Source organism: Aerococcus loyolae (genome assembly GCF_002871915.2).
GTDB classification, from domain to species: domain Bacteria; phylum Bacillota; class Bacilli; order Lactobacillales; family Aerococcaceae; genus Aerococcus; species Aerococcus loyolae.
The window spans coordinates 1,883,386-1,900,265 of the sequence record NZ_CP126958.1; the positions used below are offsets into that span (position 1 = coordinate 1,883,386).

Sequence of the window (16,880 nt, forward strand, 5' to 3'; positions counted from 1 at the left end):
TTCTCTCTCGCTCAAAGTATTTCTCCCGAATATTATATTATTTTTGGGAGAATTCGATTTACTTATTAATTTCTTTTTCTAATTCTTTAAGAACTTTTATAATCTCTTCAAAGTTTGGATATTCTCCATATATCATTTCTGCCATAGCCTTATAATCTTTTTCTATTTCAGAAAATCGGTATTTTCTTGGGACTAATTTTAATCTACCATCTAATGCTTCTTCATACCTTGCCCACTTCCTAGGATAAAACTTCATTTTGAATTCAGTTACTTTCTTTAATAACTCCTTATCCTCTAAGGCTCTGTCTTTGAAATCTGAATTTGCTATTTTATATAGGTCATAAAAGTGTCTTGCATATCTGTAGGGCATAGGAGAAGATTCTGGTCTATTCGCTTCATGATGAAGTATAGTTGCCTTTTCCCAAAATGTTCTCTCTGCTGATACTGTTCTTATATTGGTTTTTTCTTTAAATACGTTTGGATAGGCTTCTCCAATTATTGGTAATATTTCAATATCAATTGCAGGTGTCCATGCTGCAAGGCTTCCTATTTCAAGTCTTATATTTTGTGTTAAATAATTAGATTCAAAAATTTTAGGATATTTACACAGAATTGTTTGTGGATCATGACTATCAACCCAAAATTCAAAGTCCATATCCTTTAAATCTTCTTCTAAAACTTTTAAAAATTCATCTCTTAAAAATATTTCTGTCTTTTCATTAACTGCTTTGTTGAATTTATCTTGCTTGGTATTTGACCTTTCTATCCATGGTTCTTTTTCTTCATATCCTAATACTCGCCAATCTAAGATTAAATCTATATCTTCAGAAAATCTTTCAATCAGTCCAAAACACTTTGAAAGTGATGTGCCACCTTTAAAGGTTAAATAATCTTTCCATTTATTTTCATTAAATAGATAGTCTAAGATAAAAGTAACCCAATAGTCTTTTTCAATGACTGCTTCAGATATATTTTTCTTTCTTGCAGTATTGACTATTAAAACTCTTAAGTCTTCTTTGTCCTCTATATAAAACTTATTCATTTTTGCCCTCACAAATTTCCCTTATTACTTCATATATCCATGATGGCACTGATTTTGATTCATTCATTAAGTCTGTTCTTTCTTTTTCAGCTAAGTTTTCTCTTATCTTTTGTATAACTTCGTTGGTTATATTTTCTTTCCCTAAAGACTTAATTGCTTGAATAACTGTTGCAGTCTTTAGGGACATATTAGCAATCTCTCCTGTATTTACTTTTTTAAATTCTAAAATTGTATCTCCAATTTTATATTCTTTGTATCTTCCACTAGATATATACTTATAGTGAGTTGGAACTTGTGTTGAAAGTCCTAATAAGTTTAAGGCTGTGCTACTATATGGTGCAATATTCCAATTGTATTTTCTTGCTATGGCAAGTGCTAACTCGTGAATTGATACTGCTTCGTACTCTCCGATTAATTCACTGTATATTGGATTATAATAGAATCCATTAATTACTCTTTTTATTTTATTTTCACTAACTAGTTGATTTAAAGTTCTACGAACAGTTTCATTTCCTGCTATATCTAAGAAATCATTGTTTATAAAAACTTTTCTGCTATCAAAATCATTAATTCTATTTTTTATTTGATCTAAATAGGAATTCATTTTGCACCACCTTTCTCCCGAATATTGTATCATATTCGGGAGAAATAATCAATTTAGATTAAATTTTCATATCCTTATAATAGTTCATCATCTTCATCTAGAGATTCTTCATGGCTTTCTTCATTGTCAGACTCATCTTCTGACTCACTAATATAATCCTCATCATCTTCTTCAAAGTCTTCCAACATTTTATCTTCCTTAGCTTTGACTACTTTAAAATAATATCCTGCTCCTACAACCCCTCCAATTACAAGTGCAATAATTAGAAATGAACCTATTCCACTTTTCTTTTCTTCTTTTACTGGAACATCCGTAGGCTCTTCTTTTTTTACTTCTTCTTTCTTAGGTTCTTCAACCTTTATAGTATTTTTGTCTTCTGATTCAATCATATTAAGTAGGTCTTGCTCTCCTACTTCTGTCAATAGCCTTACATTATCTTGATTTGATGAGTGATCCACTATTAGGTGCATAGTTTTTCCACTTTTAGTTTGAAATGTTAAAAATTGTCTTACATCTACTGGATTTTCTTTATCTTTTTCTGTGTCTCCACTTGGTGTAATATCTTTTCCATTCCTATCTACATTTTCAATTACTGAACCTCTTGCCTTATTTTCCCCAGTCGCAAGATTATTTACTGCCTTAGTATTACCACCTTTTACAAGTGGTGTTTTCTTAGGAGGATTAGTTGAAGGCTTATTTGCTTCACTTGTATTTCCTGGTATTCTTGGAACATCTTGATAAGGAATTTCTTCTTTTGATGGTGTAAAAACATCATCTTTCAACATTTTTTCAAATTCTTCTTTTTGTGGTTCATATATTGACTCGTTTTGACTTTCTATCTGTCCTTCATTGGTCATAGCAAATGTAGTTGCTGGTACTGTAAATGTAAAAAGGAGTAACGCTATGGCTACTCCTCGTTTAATACTCTTATTCATTTTTCTATCCTTTCTTATTTTACATTTTTAAATACATAGACTGCTTTTCTAGCATTGTCCCATTCTATTGTTTGATTTTTACCATCTTTAATATCTCCATGACTTGCTCCAAAAGCTTTAGCAATATTTGAAATTGAAGCATGAATTCTTCCATTTATAATCACTGGCTTAACATCTGAATTGTAGACCTTTCCATCTGAATCTTTCATAACACCAGTATCAATATTTAGTCTTAATGTCTTTTTAGCTAAGATATTATTCTCTTTATTGGAGAAAATAGCTTCACGAGTAGAGTTGTCATACTCAACATTAAAACCTAGAGTATAAGCAATATATCTTACTGGAATCATAGTTCTTCCTTGATCTACATAAGTTTTTACATCCATATAGACTGTTGTCTTATCATCTTTGTTAATAATGTTATAGAAGTTTTTGTCTACTTGGAAAACTGCAAATTCTTTTTCATTTTTAACTTGTTTTTTGGATAGTTGTTCCTCTTGTTTTTTCATCTTGTTAAGATCAAATTGATTTAGGATATTCTTGTCATCAGCTTTCAAAAGTTCGTCCCACTTCTTATCTTGAGATTTCTTATCTTCTTTCTTCTCTTTGTTTTCTTTTTGGAGTTTTAGAAGTTCATCTAATTTCTTTGATAGGTCTTGGTTTAGATTTTTTTCTTTTTCATCTTTGGCTTGTTTTTCAAGTTCTTCTTTCGATTTTTTATTTGCTTCCTCGATTAACTTCTTTGCTTCTTCAATTTTCTTATCTAACTCTTCTTTTAACTTTTTAATTTCTTCTTCAGAAGCTTTTTGTTTTTCTTCTAGTCCTTTAATTTTCTCTTCTAATTCTTTTTTTGTATTTTCAGAAGATTCTTTTAAACTATCAATAGCCTTTTGAAGCTCTTCAATTTTCTTACAGCATTCTGACTTAGAATTTTCTGTCTCTTTCCTTTTAGACTCAAGGTCTTTTATCTTATTATCTTTTTCATCAAGAGCTTTTTCTAAGTCCTTAATTCTATTATCTTTATCATCAATTTCTTTAGTCTTCTTTGCAAGTTCTCCTTCTAAAGACTCAAGCTTTTCTTGCATTTCTTTGATTTTATTTTCGTTTTTATCGGTCTTTTCTTTCTCAGCCTCTAACTCCCATTTTGTAGATGAATAATCTTCTTTTAGTTTTGCATTTTCATCTTGTAATCTTTTTAATTCATCTTTAAGCTGAGTGATTTCTGCTATTAGTTCATCATTATTAGAATTTTTAAGATTCTCAATTTCTTTATTCAATTGAGCAATCTTATTGTCTTTATCTCTAATCTCTTCTTCTAGCTTAGCTTTTTCTTGCTTTAGTTTCTCTCCATTATCTTTGCAAGATTCTAACTTTTCCTTTAATTCATCTATCTTTGATTGGTCTTCTTGTTTCTTATCATTTAAGTCTTTGATCTGATTTTCTAAGTCCTTAATGTTTTTAGTTAAATCATCAATCTTATTGTTCTTTTCATCAATATCTTGTCCTGTTAAATCTGTTTGAGTATCAATGGAATATTTATTTGGATTGTATATAGTCATCTTTCCTTGATACATATCATTGTTATAATCAAATTCAAGTTCTACACTATCTACATTCTTATCAAAGACAAACTCTCCATTTTCATAACTTAATCCATTAGGAATAGATTTGAATCCTTGATTTCCGTTGAAACCAAAATGATTTTCGCAAAATGGATTTTGTTTTGGTCTATATTCAACTTCTTGATTATGGAATACTCCCTTACTGTTAATATTTGGATTGCCTAAAACTTTTATAGTGTGCAATTTATTTCTTGAAAAAGCATACTGTTCAATTGTCTTCACAGACTTAGGTATAATTATTTCTTGAAGATTATTTCTTTCAAAAGCATTATGTTCAATATTTACCAAAGTATCAGGTAAAGTCACTTCTCTAAGTCCACAATTGAAAAATGCTAAACCACCAAGATAAGTTAGACTATTTGATAGTTTTACCTCGTCTATACTTGCTTCGTAAAAGGCAGCATAGCCTAAATGCTTAACAGAATCAGGAATAATTACTTTATCCCAATGTTTGCCACGTCCAAATTCTCTTTTATATCTAAGTTCATCGTTTGAATGACTTAAAGAATAATTTCCATTTATAGACTTCGTTCCTTCAGGAAATACTAGAATATTTGTCTTCTCTTTCTTTTCTAAGCCTTTACCACTAAAGGCAATTATATTCCCCTCAGAGGAATACATAAAATCATCTTCCGTCCAAGTAACATCAGACTTTGCAAATGCACTTGTATGCACAGTTGATGTTAAAACTAATAAAAGAGCCATAAAAAAGGCTCTTAGTCTGTTCGTATTAAATTTCTTCATTATGAATATTCTCCTTTTCTTTTAATTTTTCTTCTCTTTTTCTATCATTGATTTTCTCCATTAATTCTTCCAAGCTAATATTGTTCCTCCTAAGAGTTACAATTATTTCTTCATTTTCAACCTGTATTTCTTCATCGCAAATTTCCTTGTATTTTGCATTTAAATCTTTCAATTTCTCTTCTATTTTTTTCTTTTTGTTTCTAATACTTATAAGCTTCCTGTTCACATAATATCTCCCTTCTATCTAGGTCTTCCAAAACCATAAAAGTGTGATTTCCAATATTTTGAATTTATTGATGTGTATTGAATTGGATCTCCTGCGTGAATCATCATTCCATTACCTGCGTATATTCCTACGTGAGATATTGGTGTTCCACTGTTATATGTTGAATGGAAAAATATAATATCTCCAGGTTGAGCTTCACTTGGACTTACTGGATTACAATAGTCTTTGTATATTCTCCATGCAGTTGTTCTTGGCATTCTCTTTACACCAGACTTTGTAAATGACCAACATACAAAACCTGAGCAGTCAAAGTTAGATGGTCCACTTGCTCCAAACACATATCTTTTGCCTATATGTTTTTCTGCTTCATTAAATAAGGCTTTGGCAGTAGCTGAATCAAAAGCAAGACCAGGATTTCCAAAGTTTGGATTATCTACTATTTCTCCTAAGTCCCCATTACCTGATCCAAAAACATCTCCCATATTCCCCTTAGCTTCAAGAAGAGCTTCATAATGAACTACATTGTCTGGATAATCTTTAAATATTTCCCTAACAACTTCATCCATTTCTTTTTTCTTTAAAGTTACAATTAACTTTTTATATTCGTACTCTTCTTTTTCATAGCTAGTATAAGGATTGCCACGACTATCATATCTAGTTCTTGCTACTGTTCTTGTTCTAATCTCAATTTCTTCTTTAAAATCAAGCTTATACATCTTATCGAAAAGTTCTTTTAAAATTCCTTTTACTTCAGATGCTGATTTTACTTCTCCACATCTTGAAGTTATATAGGATAAAAGTTCATGGGTATTATGACCAATTTTTCCTTCTTTGTTTATGATATATTCGTCATATCCAGGATGACTTGTTTTTACACTTTCGATTTGTGATTGTAGGTCATATTCCATTGATGAAAATTCTTGATTAACTTCACTTAGAACTGTGTCTTGTGATAGGTATGTTGTTGTCATTACTGAGTTTACTGAATTGCTTAGTCCACTCATACCAACACTTCCACCACCAACCATGATTGATAGCATAAGACCTAGTCCTATTACTAAAAATAGAATTATCTTACTTTTTCTTACTATTAGTTCTTTAGAAGCCTTACCTAAACTTAAAATAGCTTTTTTAACCCTATCTACAAGTCTTGTTTCGTGCTTTTTAGCTATCATGCTTTTCATTTGTTTTCTTTGGTAAAACTTCTTAAATCTATTTTTCTTTATATAGGCATCTGACTTTTTTAGATCTTCCAAGCCACTTTTAAACTCCAACTTGCTTTTTCTCTTTCTTATTTTCTTATCAAGTGTAGATAGCTTTTTTAATGACTTTTTCTTTTTGTCTAGCTTATACTTCCTTATTCCATGATGAAGTTTAGAGCTTACATTAGCGGCCTTTTCTCCAGATTCTACACCAGTATTATCAGATCCTGAACTTAAATAATCTCTCACTAACTCTGATGACTTAGCTCCAGATAATAAAACCCCAGAAGATAGACTTCCTTTAGTTTTATTTTTTAGGATATTATCCTTTAGCTTACTTTTAGACTTTTCAAGCTCTCCAATCTTTTTATCTGAGATAAAGTCTTTAATATCTTGTACTTTCTTAGAATCTTTCGGTGTAGCTTTCTTAGATTCATTTTTTAAGTCATCAATTTTCTTTCGAGTGAATTTATCACTTTCATAATTTTTTCTTTTGTAGTAAGTCTTCTTTTTATTAACTTTCTTTTGTTCTGAAGGTTTAAGGCTTGTTTCCTTTTCATCCTTTATAAATTCTTGATTATTGTCTTTAAGCTCAGAATTATCAAGAGTCTTATCTGTATCAACTTGGCTTAGCTTACTCTCTTTATCTATCTCTTTAGAAAATTTTTCCTTATCTCTAAACTTCTTTTCTTGATAAAGCTTTTGTTTTTTATCGATATTAGCATTACTGTCGTTCTTGCTTACTTCATCTTTAACAAGCTTATCTTTTCTATATATTCTCTTGCTTTTCTTTGCTTCAATAGGTTTATCTTCACTTGTCTGGATTCGCTTAGACTCTTTCACGTTAATTTTGTCTTGGAATTTATCCTTATTATGGATAAGTTTATCCTCATAATTTTTAAGAACTTGTCTTCTACTTGATGCCTTTTTATTATTTATTGATTGAGCCTTAGCTGAAATATCATCTGTTGTTAATTTATTAGAATTAATATTTCTACTGTTTTCACTATCAAAATTTACCTTTTTGAAGTCTACATCTAAGTCTTCATCAAGTTTAAAGCTTTCATCTGTCCTTATTTCAAGATTAGTTTGTTTTGTTTCTTCAGCCTTATCCTTATTTTCTAAAACTTCTTTTCTAATTCTTTCCTTGTTTTTAGCCTTCTGAAAGTCTTTTAGTTTATCTTGTTTTTGCTCTTTAGCTAATACATTTTCATGGATAAGTTTAGATTCTTTTTCTGAAATTTTATCTCCGAACCTATCCTTAGTCTTAATAATCTTATTTGTATAATCATCTGAATGAACAAGTTTACTATCTACATTCTTTTCAGGAGCGTCCCTATTTCGTATAATTTTCTTTTGAAAATCTTTTTTTAGTTTTTTATCCATATCACACCTACTTAGCTTCTTCTGGTTTTGTTGTCATTAGCTTATATAACATGGTGTCTTTAGGGAATTTATCTATAAATGGAACAATAGTATTTCCAAAGAATAGTAATCCCTCACCTGCATTTGAATTAGTAATATAGTTTAACTGATAAGGCGATATTTTTAATTTCTTAGCAAGAATATCTCTATCTCCAGATGCTTGATTTAACATTAGAACAAAGTCTGTATTATCAAAGATATTTTCAATTTCCTGACTTGTTAAAAGGTCTTTTACGTTTTGAGTTATACCTGTTGGAATACCACCCCATTTTCTAAATCTTTTCCAGATTTCTACTGAATATGAAGCAGTTTGTGGGTCTTTTAATAAAAGGTGGAACTCATCTATATAGTATCTTGTAGACTTGCTTCCTCTATTTAAGGAAACCTTGTTCCAAACTTGGTCTTGAATTACAAGCATACCTATTTTTTTAAGTTGTGTTCCTAGCTCTTTTATATCAAAACAGAGCAGTTGCCTATTTAGGTCAACATTTGACCTATTATTAAAGACATTAAGACTTCCCTTAACATAAATTTCCATTTCTGTTGCTAGTTTTCTGCCAACTCCCTCTTCTTGGGATAGGAGCATATCGTATAAATCTCCTAATATAGGCATATTTTCTGGCTTAGGGTCTTCAAAATACTTTTGGTATATCTTTGGTAAGCACCTATCTATAACAGATTTTTCTGCAGCAGTAAGACCAGATCCTCCTACTACAAGTTCAAGCATAGACATTATGAAGTTTGCCTTATCCTTTAAAGGTGCATCCCCATCTCCATAGTTCATATTAATATCTAATGGATTTAGATAGTCCTTTGATTTTGCCGAAACTTTAATAACTTCTCCATTAAATTGTTTTACAAGGTTTGAATACTCGCCTTCTGGATCACAAATAATTACATCATCATCTGTGACAAGAATTGAATTTGCCATCTCTCTCTTTGCTGAGAAAGATTTACCAGAACCTGGTGTTCCTAATATTAGTCCGTTAGGGTTCTTGAGTTTCTTCCTATCTGCCATAATCAAGTTTTGGCTAAGGGCATTTAATCCATAATACAAAGAATTTGCTGAATCAATAAACAGCTCTTCTGTTGTAAAAGGCATAAATACTGCCGTTGATGATGAAGTTAAAAATCTTTTTATTTCGACTTGGTTAACTCCTAGAGGTAAGACAGAAACAAGTCCTTGTTCTTGTTGATGAGATAATCTTTTTACCTGACAATTATGTCTGTTTGCAATTGATGATATTTGAGCAATAGTGTTTTCTAATTTTTGATTAGTTCTTGCAAAATTCATCATTACTATGGTAACTACAAATAGCCTTTCATCTCTATTTTGTAAGTCAGATAACATGGACTTAACATCAGCCCCAAAAGTATTTATATCTGAAGGAATAATATCCATATCATATCCAGCACGAACTGCTTTCTTTTGTTCTTCAATTTTCATTCTGTCCAGGTCTGTGTTTTTTCTCTTAATGAGTTTAATAGCTTCTGCTTGTTCAACTACATCTATATGAAAAGCTACATAAATATTGTCATCAATATCTAAAAACTCAGATAACATTCTGTCTGATAACTCACTTGCAAGTATTTGAAAATGGCTTACTGCTCCAATATATTTACCAAATTTAAAATTATTTGCTGGTGCAAAATTAAAGATATTGGGAGTTATATGTGACTTTGTAGACTCTTTCTTCTTCAAATCTTTATATGAAAAATCAAAGTTCTTGTCTGGATTTAACATATCGTGAACAAGTCTTAACCTTTCTTCGCCATCAAGACTTTCTGCTCTTACTCCCATAGATTTAAAGTTAGATAAAATATCTACTTCAAGTCTATTTAACTTTGCTCGTGCTTGCTCTAGGTTATCGGCTTCTGTTGTAAAGGTTATATACTTCATCTTTTTAAGTCCGTTATTTCCCTTTGCAAGTTGAAGCTTTAACATCTCCCTAAACTCTTTTCTTACATCGTCATAAAAGTCTCCCTTATCAGCAATTTTAATTGCATCTTGTAGGTCTCTATTTCTTCCTAATTGATTTACATATGATAGTTCAATGTGGACACTTGGATCAAAAGAATTTAAAAAGTTGGCAAATTGGTTAAAAATTAAATCTCTATCTTCTTCCAATGCCAACTGGTAATTTATATCTTGAAATGAAATTGTCTTTGAATAATTTTTTTCATCTAACTGGCAAATGCCCTCTGGTAACATTCTTATATATGGAATTGTATCCTCAACAGTAAATCTCTTTTTCTCTTTCTTTAAAAGAACACTTAGAAGACTATTTGTTGGATCTTTCTTTGTTTTTAGCCTTCTTACTTCCTTTCGGTCTTTTTTTAATTGTTTTTCCCTTAGATTTAAGTCGCTGATTTGCTTTTTTCTTTGCTTCAAGGTATGCCTCCTTTCTTATTCTCTTAGTTGGTTGATAAAACTTATGAAGATAGAAAAATTTAAAATATTTTTCAAAAGTTAAGGTATCTTTTTCATATAAGGTTATAAAAAAGATTGGCAGGGTTACTATTAGCATTACAATGATTGAAACATCATTAGGTAGATATTTCTTCATAAATAAATAGGTTGGTATGCCAATTAGTCCTGCCACAGAAAAACCTATAAGTTGTCTTTTAGTTAAGTTAAAGGCAACCTTTGTTTTAATCTTGTCCAAATCTTTTGGTATTGGTACATACGCCATTTTAATCTCCCTCTACTTCTTCTTTGGAAAGTTCAAGTATATGGTCATAATTAGATGTTGTTTCCTCTTCTAGGTAGCTAATTCTTTCTTCTAATTCTTCTTGTTTTTCTTCATTTCTGTCATTGTATTCTCCTTGATACATAACAAATTCATTGTGACATCTACCGAGTCTATTTATTCTTTTCTTTAAGTTTCTAATCTCTTCATTTCTTTTTTTCTCTTTTAAGATCTCATAAGTTCCTCCCAATAAAATTCCAAGTCCTAATAAAGCACAATTTTTCTTTTTTAACATTTATTCCTCCTAGTGCGTATTCATAATACTTTTCGCAACTGTTCCACTCTTAAACATCATAAGTCCAAGTAGTAGAGCATATCCTAATATACTAAACAAGCTTGCGTGAATATCTGTAATCTGTACCGTTCTTATTAAAACGGTGTAGATACCTAAACATACCATCAAAAACAAACCTTGTAGTCCCAAGGCAAAAAGTCCCTTGATATAATTTGTTCCAATCTGACCCCATTCTTTATTTCCCATAGTCGCAAATGGTATGGATGATACTGATGAGTAGACATATATTTCAAACATACGCCCATATACTATTAAGGTAATAGTTAAAGATATACATTGAATTGCAATCCTTACAAGGCTTGTTTCAACTAATATCATTATTAATGCACCAACATCTTTTTCTTTTAATGTATCAACCATAGCAACTATTTGATCTCCTGAAACAGTGGCAGAAGTAGTGATTACCCCTGCCGCTTTGTTTACAAGATTTTGTGCCACATCAAAGACTGCCATTGAAAATTCAAAGGCATGGCTTGCAAGGTAGACTGCTATAAACATCTTTATAATGTATTTGAAAAACTCAAAAGTATCTGTATCGTGCATATTATTCTTTTGCATAACCATATTTATGAGTTCAATACATAAAACTGCTGTTATGATAAGACCTGCTATTGGAACAATCACATTATCATTAATGTTTTTTATAAAGTTATATACTTCTCCATTCCAACCCATAGGTGTTTTACCAACATCAGTTGCAATAACTCCTACCTTGTCATTTATATCTAAGAACATGGACTCAAGATTTGCTTTGATACCTCCGAGTAGCATATCCTTAAAAAATTCAGTTAGCTTGTCAAAGATACCAAACATAGACTTTCTCCTATTTTAAAGCATTTGCAAGTAGTGGAATTAATTTGATACCGATTAGCACAATTCCTCCACCAGCCATAAGCTGCTTAATACCTTGAGATTTAGCACCAGATAGTGATAGGTAATCCTTTGATGTTATCTCCGGATTTTCCCCCACTTCACACCGTGCATGCGACTTTCACCGCACACGGCGTTCCATCACAAGAAAGATTTTCACGTTTTAACTAAGACTTACACACTTCGTAACAAATTATTTTTTTCTAAATTAGTGGCAATCCTGCCATTTTTCTAAGCTTATTACATTTCTCGATCTGCTTGACCGTTAAGCCAAGCTCTTTTATATATTTTTGGATTGTATCTTCTTTTGTTGCATGGATAAGTATATGAACTGCTTCTGTAACAAGAATTAAGTTGCTATAACTGTCTGTACCGCCTTGTTCAAGCGGTATCTTGTGATGGCAATGTATATAGTTTGGTGTAAGTTTTACACCTGTTACCCCACATCTGCCATATTGAGCTGCAAAGAGCGAGATTCTGTTGTCTGCAAACTCTATACTCTTATCAAGTACAGGATGTCTCATCAACCAAACAAGTGTATCTACATCGATTTGCAGATTTTTATGAATAAAAGCTCTGCCCTTTACAGAGTATTTATTTACAACCTTTTTCTTGTGTTTTGCGTCCTTTGTCCTAATATATCCAACTGGAATTAGCGGATGTCCATTAAGGAAGCGAAGCTGTTTACTTTTTCCATATTTTTCTTTGATAAATCCTTTGTTTAGCATTCCACTGGTTTTAATATCAAGTCTGTTGTTCATCTGCTTTTTAATGTGAAAGGCTATTTTAGCAAAGTCCAAACTTACATTTGTTGCTATTTGGTAGTAATTATGCAAGCCTGAGACAGTGGCATTATACTTGGCTATTGCTTTGTACTGTTCCTTTTCGTTTGCAGGTCTTTTTATATCCGCAACACATTTAGAAATATTTTCTTTTGCATTTTTCAGTGCCTTATCACTTATATGCGACTGTACAACAAACTTTTTGCCTTTTGGTTTAACCTTAAGCTTAAATCCTAAGAACTCCGAATACCTTTGTTTTAGATTTGTTATTTTAGATTTTTCTTCACTCACATTTAGTTTTAATCGGTCTTGCAACCATTTTGTAACTGCCTGATAGGTTCTTTTTGCATCGTAGTAATTACGGCAAAATATCTTAAAATCATCAGCATACCTTACAATGTATATTTCTTTTAGGTTGCTTGTTCTTAAAGCTCTGTAAGTATGGCTTTTTATCTCTGTTCCTTGACTGTTCGTTCTCTGTTTATATGGATAATGCGTAGGCATTGTCAGCCATTGAGATGAAACCCACCAATCTAATTCGTTCAAGACTACATTAGATAGTAGCGGTGATAATATTCCGCCTTGTGGTGTTCCCTTTGTTGGTGTAATTACCTTTTTATCGGGCATAACTATGTCTGCTTTAAGCATTTCCTTAATGATACAAAGTAACTTTTTGTCATGGATTCCTAAATTCCAAAGCTGCCTTATGAGCTTTGCATGATATACGTTATCGAAAAATCCTTGTATATCAATATCGACTACATAGTGTAAGTGCTGTATCTGCATTAGTCTTGCACATTCTGCAATAGCGTGTTCCGTACTCCTGTTAGGTCGAAACCCATAGGAACTGTCATGAAACTTGGCTTCACATATCGGCTCTAATATTTGCAAGATACATTGTTGTACAATTCTATCTACAATAGTTGGTATTCCTAAAGGTCTAATTTTCCCATTAGGCTTTAGTATCTCCACTCTCTTTACAGGGCGTGGTTTATACCAATGAAACTGTTTTTGTATGAGAGAAATGTATTCTTCTTCATTTAGCCTTGATAGATGTTTTATTGTTCTGCCATCTACTCCGGCTGTATGACTTCCTTTGTTCCCTTTGATACTGCGATAGGCAAGTTTTATATTTTCTCTTGAAGTTATCAACTCCATTAAATTTGAAAATACTTTATTCTTACTGCTATCTTCATATAAATCATCAAGGACTTTTTGCAAGTCATAGTATTCCGTATAACGGATTTTGCTTTGTTTCAGTGTTTGTTTCGAAGTGGACACAGTCACCATCTCCTTTCGGATTTGATTTTCTTTGTCATACTCGAAGCTGTGTTTGTCTTAATTTCAGTTCTTGTACTTTCCTGTGACTGGTGGCTATCCCTCCACGAACTTATTATTTTCGCTTCATAGGTACTGTGCCACCGCTTTCACCAAGATAAAGAACGGTTATATGCTGTTTTTTTCAGTCATTTTCCCATTCAACACTTCATTAGCATTAGACTGCTTCCATGCTCTTGGCTTACCACGTTCCGACAATCTTATCTTTGAATACGTTTAGGTTCTTCCTCTAAGCCTGTGTTTAGTTTTCACCATATCGCCTGTAACGATATATGGATTTTCATAACAACCATTCTTACTCATCCACAAACACCCCATCTTTGATGGGAATTGCCGTTAGGCAAATTCAAACGTTTAGACCCTTACATTCGGAAGTACGTCAGTGCTTTGGTATACACATTCTCACCATGCGTATTCGACACCCGACATATAGGTAGCACCGTCCACCTCTGAACAGCTTTCGTGTCTGATATGAAATATCAGTCTTACGGCTACTCTCTGCCGACTTCACCGAGCTTTTGACAATGAAATAGTCTAATATTCATTGCCAATCGGAGTATCAGTGTAGGCATTTCAGGGCGTTACCCCGTCATTCTACCTATCAGATTGTCAGTTCTCCTAAGTTTTGAACTTTCAGTCCTTCGACTTAGTGCATAAGCTTTTCACTTATGAACGTGTCGCACGGTTATCATTACCATAACCTTCCATTAAGTTAATAACTCCCCATGCTCCTAAACCTGCACCAATTGCAGTTACAAGTGTTTTTAAAACTCCAACTCCAGCTGTAAAAAATTCCATATTATTCCTCCTCGTTTTCTTTCTTATTTTCTATTTTGTTTAGTGATTTAACTATAAAATTCTTGTAGACCTTATCTCCTTTTTTGTTTTCTTTGAAATATCCAAAGACATGGATTAGATCTCCTTTATCTAATTCTTTTGCACGTTCGCTTTTTTCTCCGTAGACTGAACAATTTGTATATTCTTTTCCTTTACCATATTTTTTAATGAGAGTAAAATTTGCTACATCTACTTTTTCTCCATCTCTTTCAAATTCTGATAATTCCACTTCTTTAACTAAATTTGCATTAATATTTATCATTTCTCTATACATTAATTTCTTCTCCTTAATCCATAAATTTCAATTAAAAAAGCGACTGAACTTATATTTCAATCGCTAAATGTCTTATATATTAAATTGTTTTAAGTGGGACTTCTTATCCTTACCATTTTTACCTCCTAATTTTGAGTATAAAAAAAGACGATAGAGTTTTTAATTTCTATCGCCTAACATCTATCTGTATTAATTTTTTTCATTCAAAAAAATAGTTTCTGTTTACTTGTGATAGTCTTCTATTTTATCCTCATATTTTTTTATAAGTTCTCGTGAATAAACTTTTTTGTTTTTTGAATCTCTGACTTCTTTCCAAAGAATTGCAGCTACTTGTATTTTATTAGAGTAGTTACAACTATTTTCGTCTGCACAAAAATCCTTTAAAAATTGATTCCATTGACAAACCGAATTATCATACTTAGCATAATCTGATTTTCCATAATAAACTTTGAGCATATCTTGAATAGTAAAACTCAAATCATTTTGTCTTTTCACTTTTCTCCAAGCCGTTGCCATATCTGCAGTAAATTTGAAAGGCAAAACACCTGTTACAACAGAAAAATATTCTCTGAATTTTGAATTAAAGGAAAATCCACACTCAAGTAAAGGCATATCTAAAGTAATATAATCAACTTGTTTCTTTATGTTTTTTATTGATGACTTTTTAATCACATCACCCTTAAAGTACTGCTCAATAATATAATTGAGTTCTTGTTTTGTACCTCTATATTCTAATCCTAATAACTTGCATATCTGTGAAAGTTCTTCACGATACCAATAGTATTTATTAAACTCATCAAACGATGTGATTTTATCAAACTTAGGTCTACTTTCTATCATTGTTTTATCCTTTCGAAAAGATCTAAATATATGAATAGGCTACTCCAATTTATCTATTTCATTATTTTCATAACACTTGAACATGACTTGCTTCTTCACAATTAAGTGCTTCCTTCAAATCTTTAAAATACAGTTTTTGTTGGTTTCTTAAATATAGTCCTACAAAAGGTTTAAATATAAATTTTTTAGAAATAATATTTTCTGTAAAATCTAATGTTGTTTTATCTCCATTCGAATAAAATTTTCCTATCCAAGTTCCTTTTATATTTGCGTTTTCAATTTCAAAAGACCAGCATTGATGTTTCGTACATTCTATAACTTTAAAATTTGTTTCTATCCCATCTTTTGTAATCTCTACAAAATTCTTATCAACAATAATTTTGATATCTTTGATATCACTTCTCCAACCAAAATCACGAAGGTCAGTAACTTTATCCCATACTTTTTCTATTGGGCAATTTAATGTAACTTTGATATTTGCAACTGCCATAAAATCCTCCTAAGTAAACTTATTTATACTTTTCTATCTATAGAACTAATTTCTTCCATTTCCTAATCTTAGTCCTAAATGTTCCAAATGGCGCTACTGTATTTACATGAATAAATTTATATACTTCCCAAGTAGCAGTTTTGGTTGCTTCATCTGCCCATTTTCTCATATGTGGTTTAAATAATTCTTCATCTGTTAATTCATCTATCATAAGATAAATTTTTTTTACATTTTCTGTTAGTTGTTCTTTTAGTTCATATAGAGATTTATGGGCATAGGTATCTGTAAACCATTGATATAATTCTCCAAGTTGATTCCACTTGAATTTATCTGATGGTGTTTTAACATCTATACCTTTTTTCTCATTTTCTTCCCATTTTAATACTAAAGCCGTCCAGCCTACTTGATAGGCAAGATTTTCTGCTGGTGTTCTGTCAACTTCTTTTAGTCTTTTATCTTTTAGTTCTTCTGGTATATTATCAAACTCTGAAATATATTTTTCGAAAGTTTTCTTTATCTCATTCTTTAATTCTTCCTTACTTTCATAAGACCTCATATGCCTACCTCCATGGTTTATATATAGATATTATATCAAAAATATTTT

The 16,880-nt window shown here is 31.3% G+C and carries 15 protein-coding genes and 2 pseudogenes; all 17 read right to left on the reverse strand.

From position 1 onward, the window contains the following. Positions 1 to 58: 58 nt before the first annotated feature. Positions 59 to 1,042 (reverse strand): nucleotidyl transferase AbiEii/AbiGii toxin family protein, encoded by a 984-nt coding sequence (locus tag CJ190_RS08540; protein WP_101562056.1) that lies wholly within the window; start codon positions 1,040 to 1,042, stop codon positions 59 to 61. Then, entirely contained in the window at positions 1,035 to 1,646 is a 612-nt protein-coding gene (locus CJ190_RS08545; protein WP_101562057.1) for a DUF6088 family protein, read from the reverse strand. Before CJ190_RS08545 ends, CJ190_RS08540 begins: the two co-directional genes overlap by 8 nt. 74 nt (positions 1,647 to 1,720) lie before the next feature. After that, the gene (locus CJ190_RS08550; RefSeq protein ID WP_101562058.1) at positions 1,721 to 2,581 is read right to left on the reverse strand and encodes a CD1107 family mobile element protein; all 861 of its coding nucleotides are present in this window, start codon (positions 2,579 to 2,581) and stop codon (positions 1,721 to 1,723) included. 14 nt (positions 2,582 to 2,595) lie between these two features. Beyond that, complete coding sequence (locus CJ190_RS08555; RefSeq protein ID WP_101562059.1) at positions 2,596 to 4,947, reverse strand: leucine-rich repeat protein; 2,352 nt, start codon at positions 4,945 to 4,947, stop codon at positions 2,596 to 2,598. Further along, positions 4,934 to 5,173: a hypothetical protein gene (locus tag CJ190_RS08560; protein WP_001080402.1), complete on the reverse strand. Its 240-nt coding sequence runs from the start codon at positions 5,171 to 5,173 to the stop codon at positions 4,934 to 4,936. Before CJ190_RS08560 ends, CJ190_RS08555 begins: the two co-directional genes overlap by 14 nt. Before the next feature lie 14 nt (positions 5,174 to 5,187). After that, positions 5,188 to 7,761 (reverse strand): CD1108 family mobile element protein, encoded by a 2,574-nt coding sequence (locus CJ190_RS08565; protein WP_101562060.1) that lies wholly within the window; start codon positions 7,759 to 7,761, stop codon positions 5,188 to 5,190. A gap of 7 nt (positions 7,762 to 7,768) precedes the next feature. Further along, on the reverse strand, positions 7,769 to 10,192 hold the full coding sequence (locus tag CJ190_RS08570; RefSeq protein WP_101562061.1) for a VirB4-like conjugal transfer ATPase, CD1110 family: 2,424 nt from the start codon (positions 10,190 to 10,192) through the stop codon (positions 7,769 to 7,771). After that, the gene (locus CJ190_RS08575; protein ID WP_004827263.1) at positions 10,083 to 10,493 is read right to left on the reverse strand and encodes a PrgI family protein; all 411 of its coding nucleotides are present in this window, start codon (positions 10,491 to 10,493) and stop codon (positions 10,083 to 10,085) included. The genes CJ190_RS08570 and CJ190_RS08575 overlap by 110 nt, the downstream gene beginning before the upstream one ends. A 1-nt stretch (position 10,494) precedes the next feature. Beyond that, positions 10,495 to 10,785: a hypothetical protein gene (locus CJ190_RS08580; protein WP_047211601.1), complete on the reverse strand. Its 291-nt coding sequence runs from the start codon at positions 10,783 to 10,785 to the stop codon at positions 10,495 to 10,497. Between the two features lie 9 nt (positions 10,786 to 10,794). Continuing rightward, positions 10,795 to 11,658, reverse strand: coding sequence for a VirB6/TrbL-like conjugal transfer protein, CD1112 family (locus CJ190_RS08585; protein ID WP_000466914.1), 864 nt, complete (start codon positions 11,656 to 11,658; stop codon positions 10,795 to 10,797). Positions 11,659 to 11,668: 10 nt separating this feature from the next. After that, positions 11,669 to 11,767, reverse strand: a pseudogene (locus tag CJ190_RS08590) (Maff2 family mobile element protein); the annotation flags it as partial. Between the two features lie 151 nt (positions 11,768 to 11,918). Next, positions 11,919 to 13,778: a group II intron reverse transcriptase/maturase gene (gene ltrA, locus CJ190_RS08595; protein WP_101562062.1), complete on the reverse strand. Its 1,860-nt coding sequence runs from the start codon at positions 13,776 to 13,778 to the stop codon at positions 11,919 to 11,921. Positions 13,779 to 14,504: 726 nt separating this feature from the next. Further along, positions 14,505 to 14,633, reverse strand: a pseudogene (locus CJ190_RS08600) (Maff2 family mobile element protein); the annotation flags it as partial. A 1-nt stretch (position 14,634) separates the two neighbouring features. Next, on the reverse strand, positions 14,635 to 14,946 hold the full coding sequence (locus CJ190_RS08605) for a single-stranded DNA-binding protein (RefSeq protein ID WP_101562063.1): 312 nt from the start codon (positions 14,944 to 14,946) through the stop codon (positions 14,635 to 14,637). Positions 14,947 to 15,168: 222 nt separating this feature from the next. Next, entirely contained in the window at positions 15,169 to 15,786 is a 618-nt protein-coding gene (locus tag CJ190_RS08610; protein WP_101562064.1) for an SAP domain-containing protein, read from the reverse strand. 67 nt (positions 15,787 to 15,853) lie between these two features. Continuing rightward, positions 15,854 to 16,276 carry an SRPBCC family protein gene (locus CJ190_RS08615; RefSeq protein ID WP_101562065.1) on the reverse strand — a complete coding sequence of 141 codons (423 nt, stop codon included), beginning with the start codon at positions 16,274 to 16,276 and terminating at the stop codon, positions 15,854 to 15,856. Between the two features lie 37 nt (positions 16,277 to 16,313). Next, the gene (locus CJ190_RS08620) at positions 16,314 to 16,832 is read right to left on the reverse strand and encodes a ClbS/DfsB family four-helix bundle protein (protein WP_101562066.1); all 519 of its coding nucleotides are present in this window, start codon (positions 16,830 to 16,832) and stop codon (positions 16,314 to 16,316) included. Between the last annotated feature and the right edge of the window lie 48 nt (positions 16,833 to 16,880).

What these genes read in the sequence shown, in the direction of transcription:
- CJ190_RS08615 (WP_101562065.1), bottom strand. Translation starts at nt 16,276, where the DNA reads ATGGCAGTTGCAAATATCAAAGTTACATTAAATTGCCCAATAGAAAAA.
- CJ190_RS08555 (WP_101562059.1), bottom strand. Translation starts at nt 4,947, where the DNA reads ATGAAGAAATTTAATACGAACAGACTAAGAGCCTTTTTTATGGCTCTT.
- CJ190_RS08545 (WP_101562057.1), bottom strand. Translation starts at nt 1,646, where the DNA reads ATGAATTCCTATTTAGATCAAATAAAAAATAGAATTAATGATTTTGAT.
- CJ190_RS08585 (WP_000466914.1), bottom strand. Translation starts at nt 11,658, where the DNA reads ATGTTTGGTATCTTTGACAAGCTAACTGAATTTTTTAAGGATATGCTA.
- CJ190_RS08575 (WP_004827263.1), bottom strand. Translation starts at nt 10,493, where the DNA reads ATGGCGTATGTACCAATACCAAAAGATTTGGACAAGATTAAAACAAAG.
- CJ190_RS08605 (WP_101562063.1), bottom strand. Translation starts at nt 14,946, where the DNA reads ATGTATAGAGAAATGATAAATATTAATGCAAATTTAGTTAAAGAAGTG.
- CJ190_RS08580 (WP_047211601.1), bottom strand. Translation starts at nt 10,785, where the DNA reads ATGTTAAAAAAGAAAAATTGTGCTTTATTAGGACTTGGAATTTTATTG.
- CJ190_RS08565 (WP_101562060.1), bottom strand. Translation starts at nt 7,761, where the DNA reads ATGGATAAAAAACTAAAAAAAGATTTTCAAAAGAAAATTATACGAAAT.
- CJ190_RS08610 (WP_101562064.1), bottom strand. Translation starts at nt 15,786, where the DNA reads ATGATAGAAAGTAGACCTAAGTTTGATAAAATCACATCGTTTGATGAG.
- CJ190_RS08550 (WP_101562058.1), bottom strand. Translation starts at nt 2,581, where the DNA reads ATGAATAAGAGTATTAAACGAGGAGTAGCCATAGCGTTACTCCTTTTT.
- CJ190_RS08540 (WP_101562056.1), bottom strand. Translation starts at nt 1,042, where the DNA reads ATGAATAAGTTTTATATAGAGGACAAAGAAGACTTAAGAGTTTTAATA.
- CJ190_RS08620 (WP_101562066.1), bottom strand. Translation starts at nt 16,832, where the DNA reads ATGAGGTCTTATGAAAGTAAGGAAGAATTAAAGAATGAGATAAAGAAA.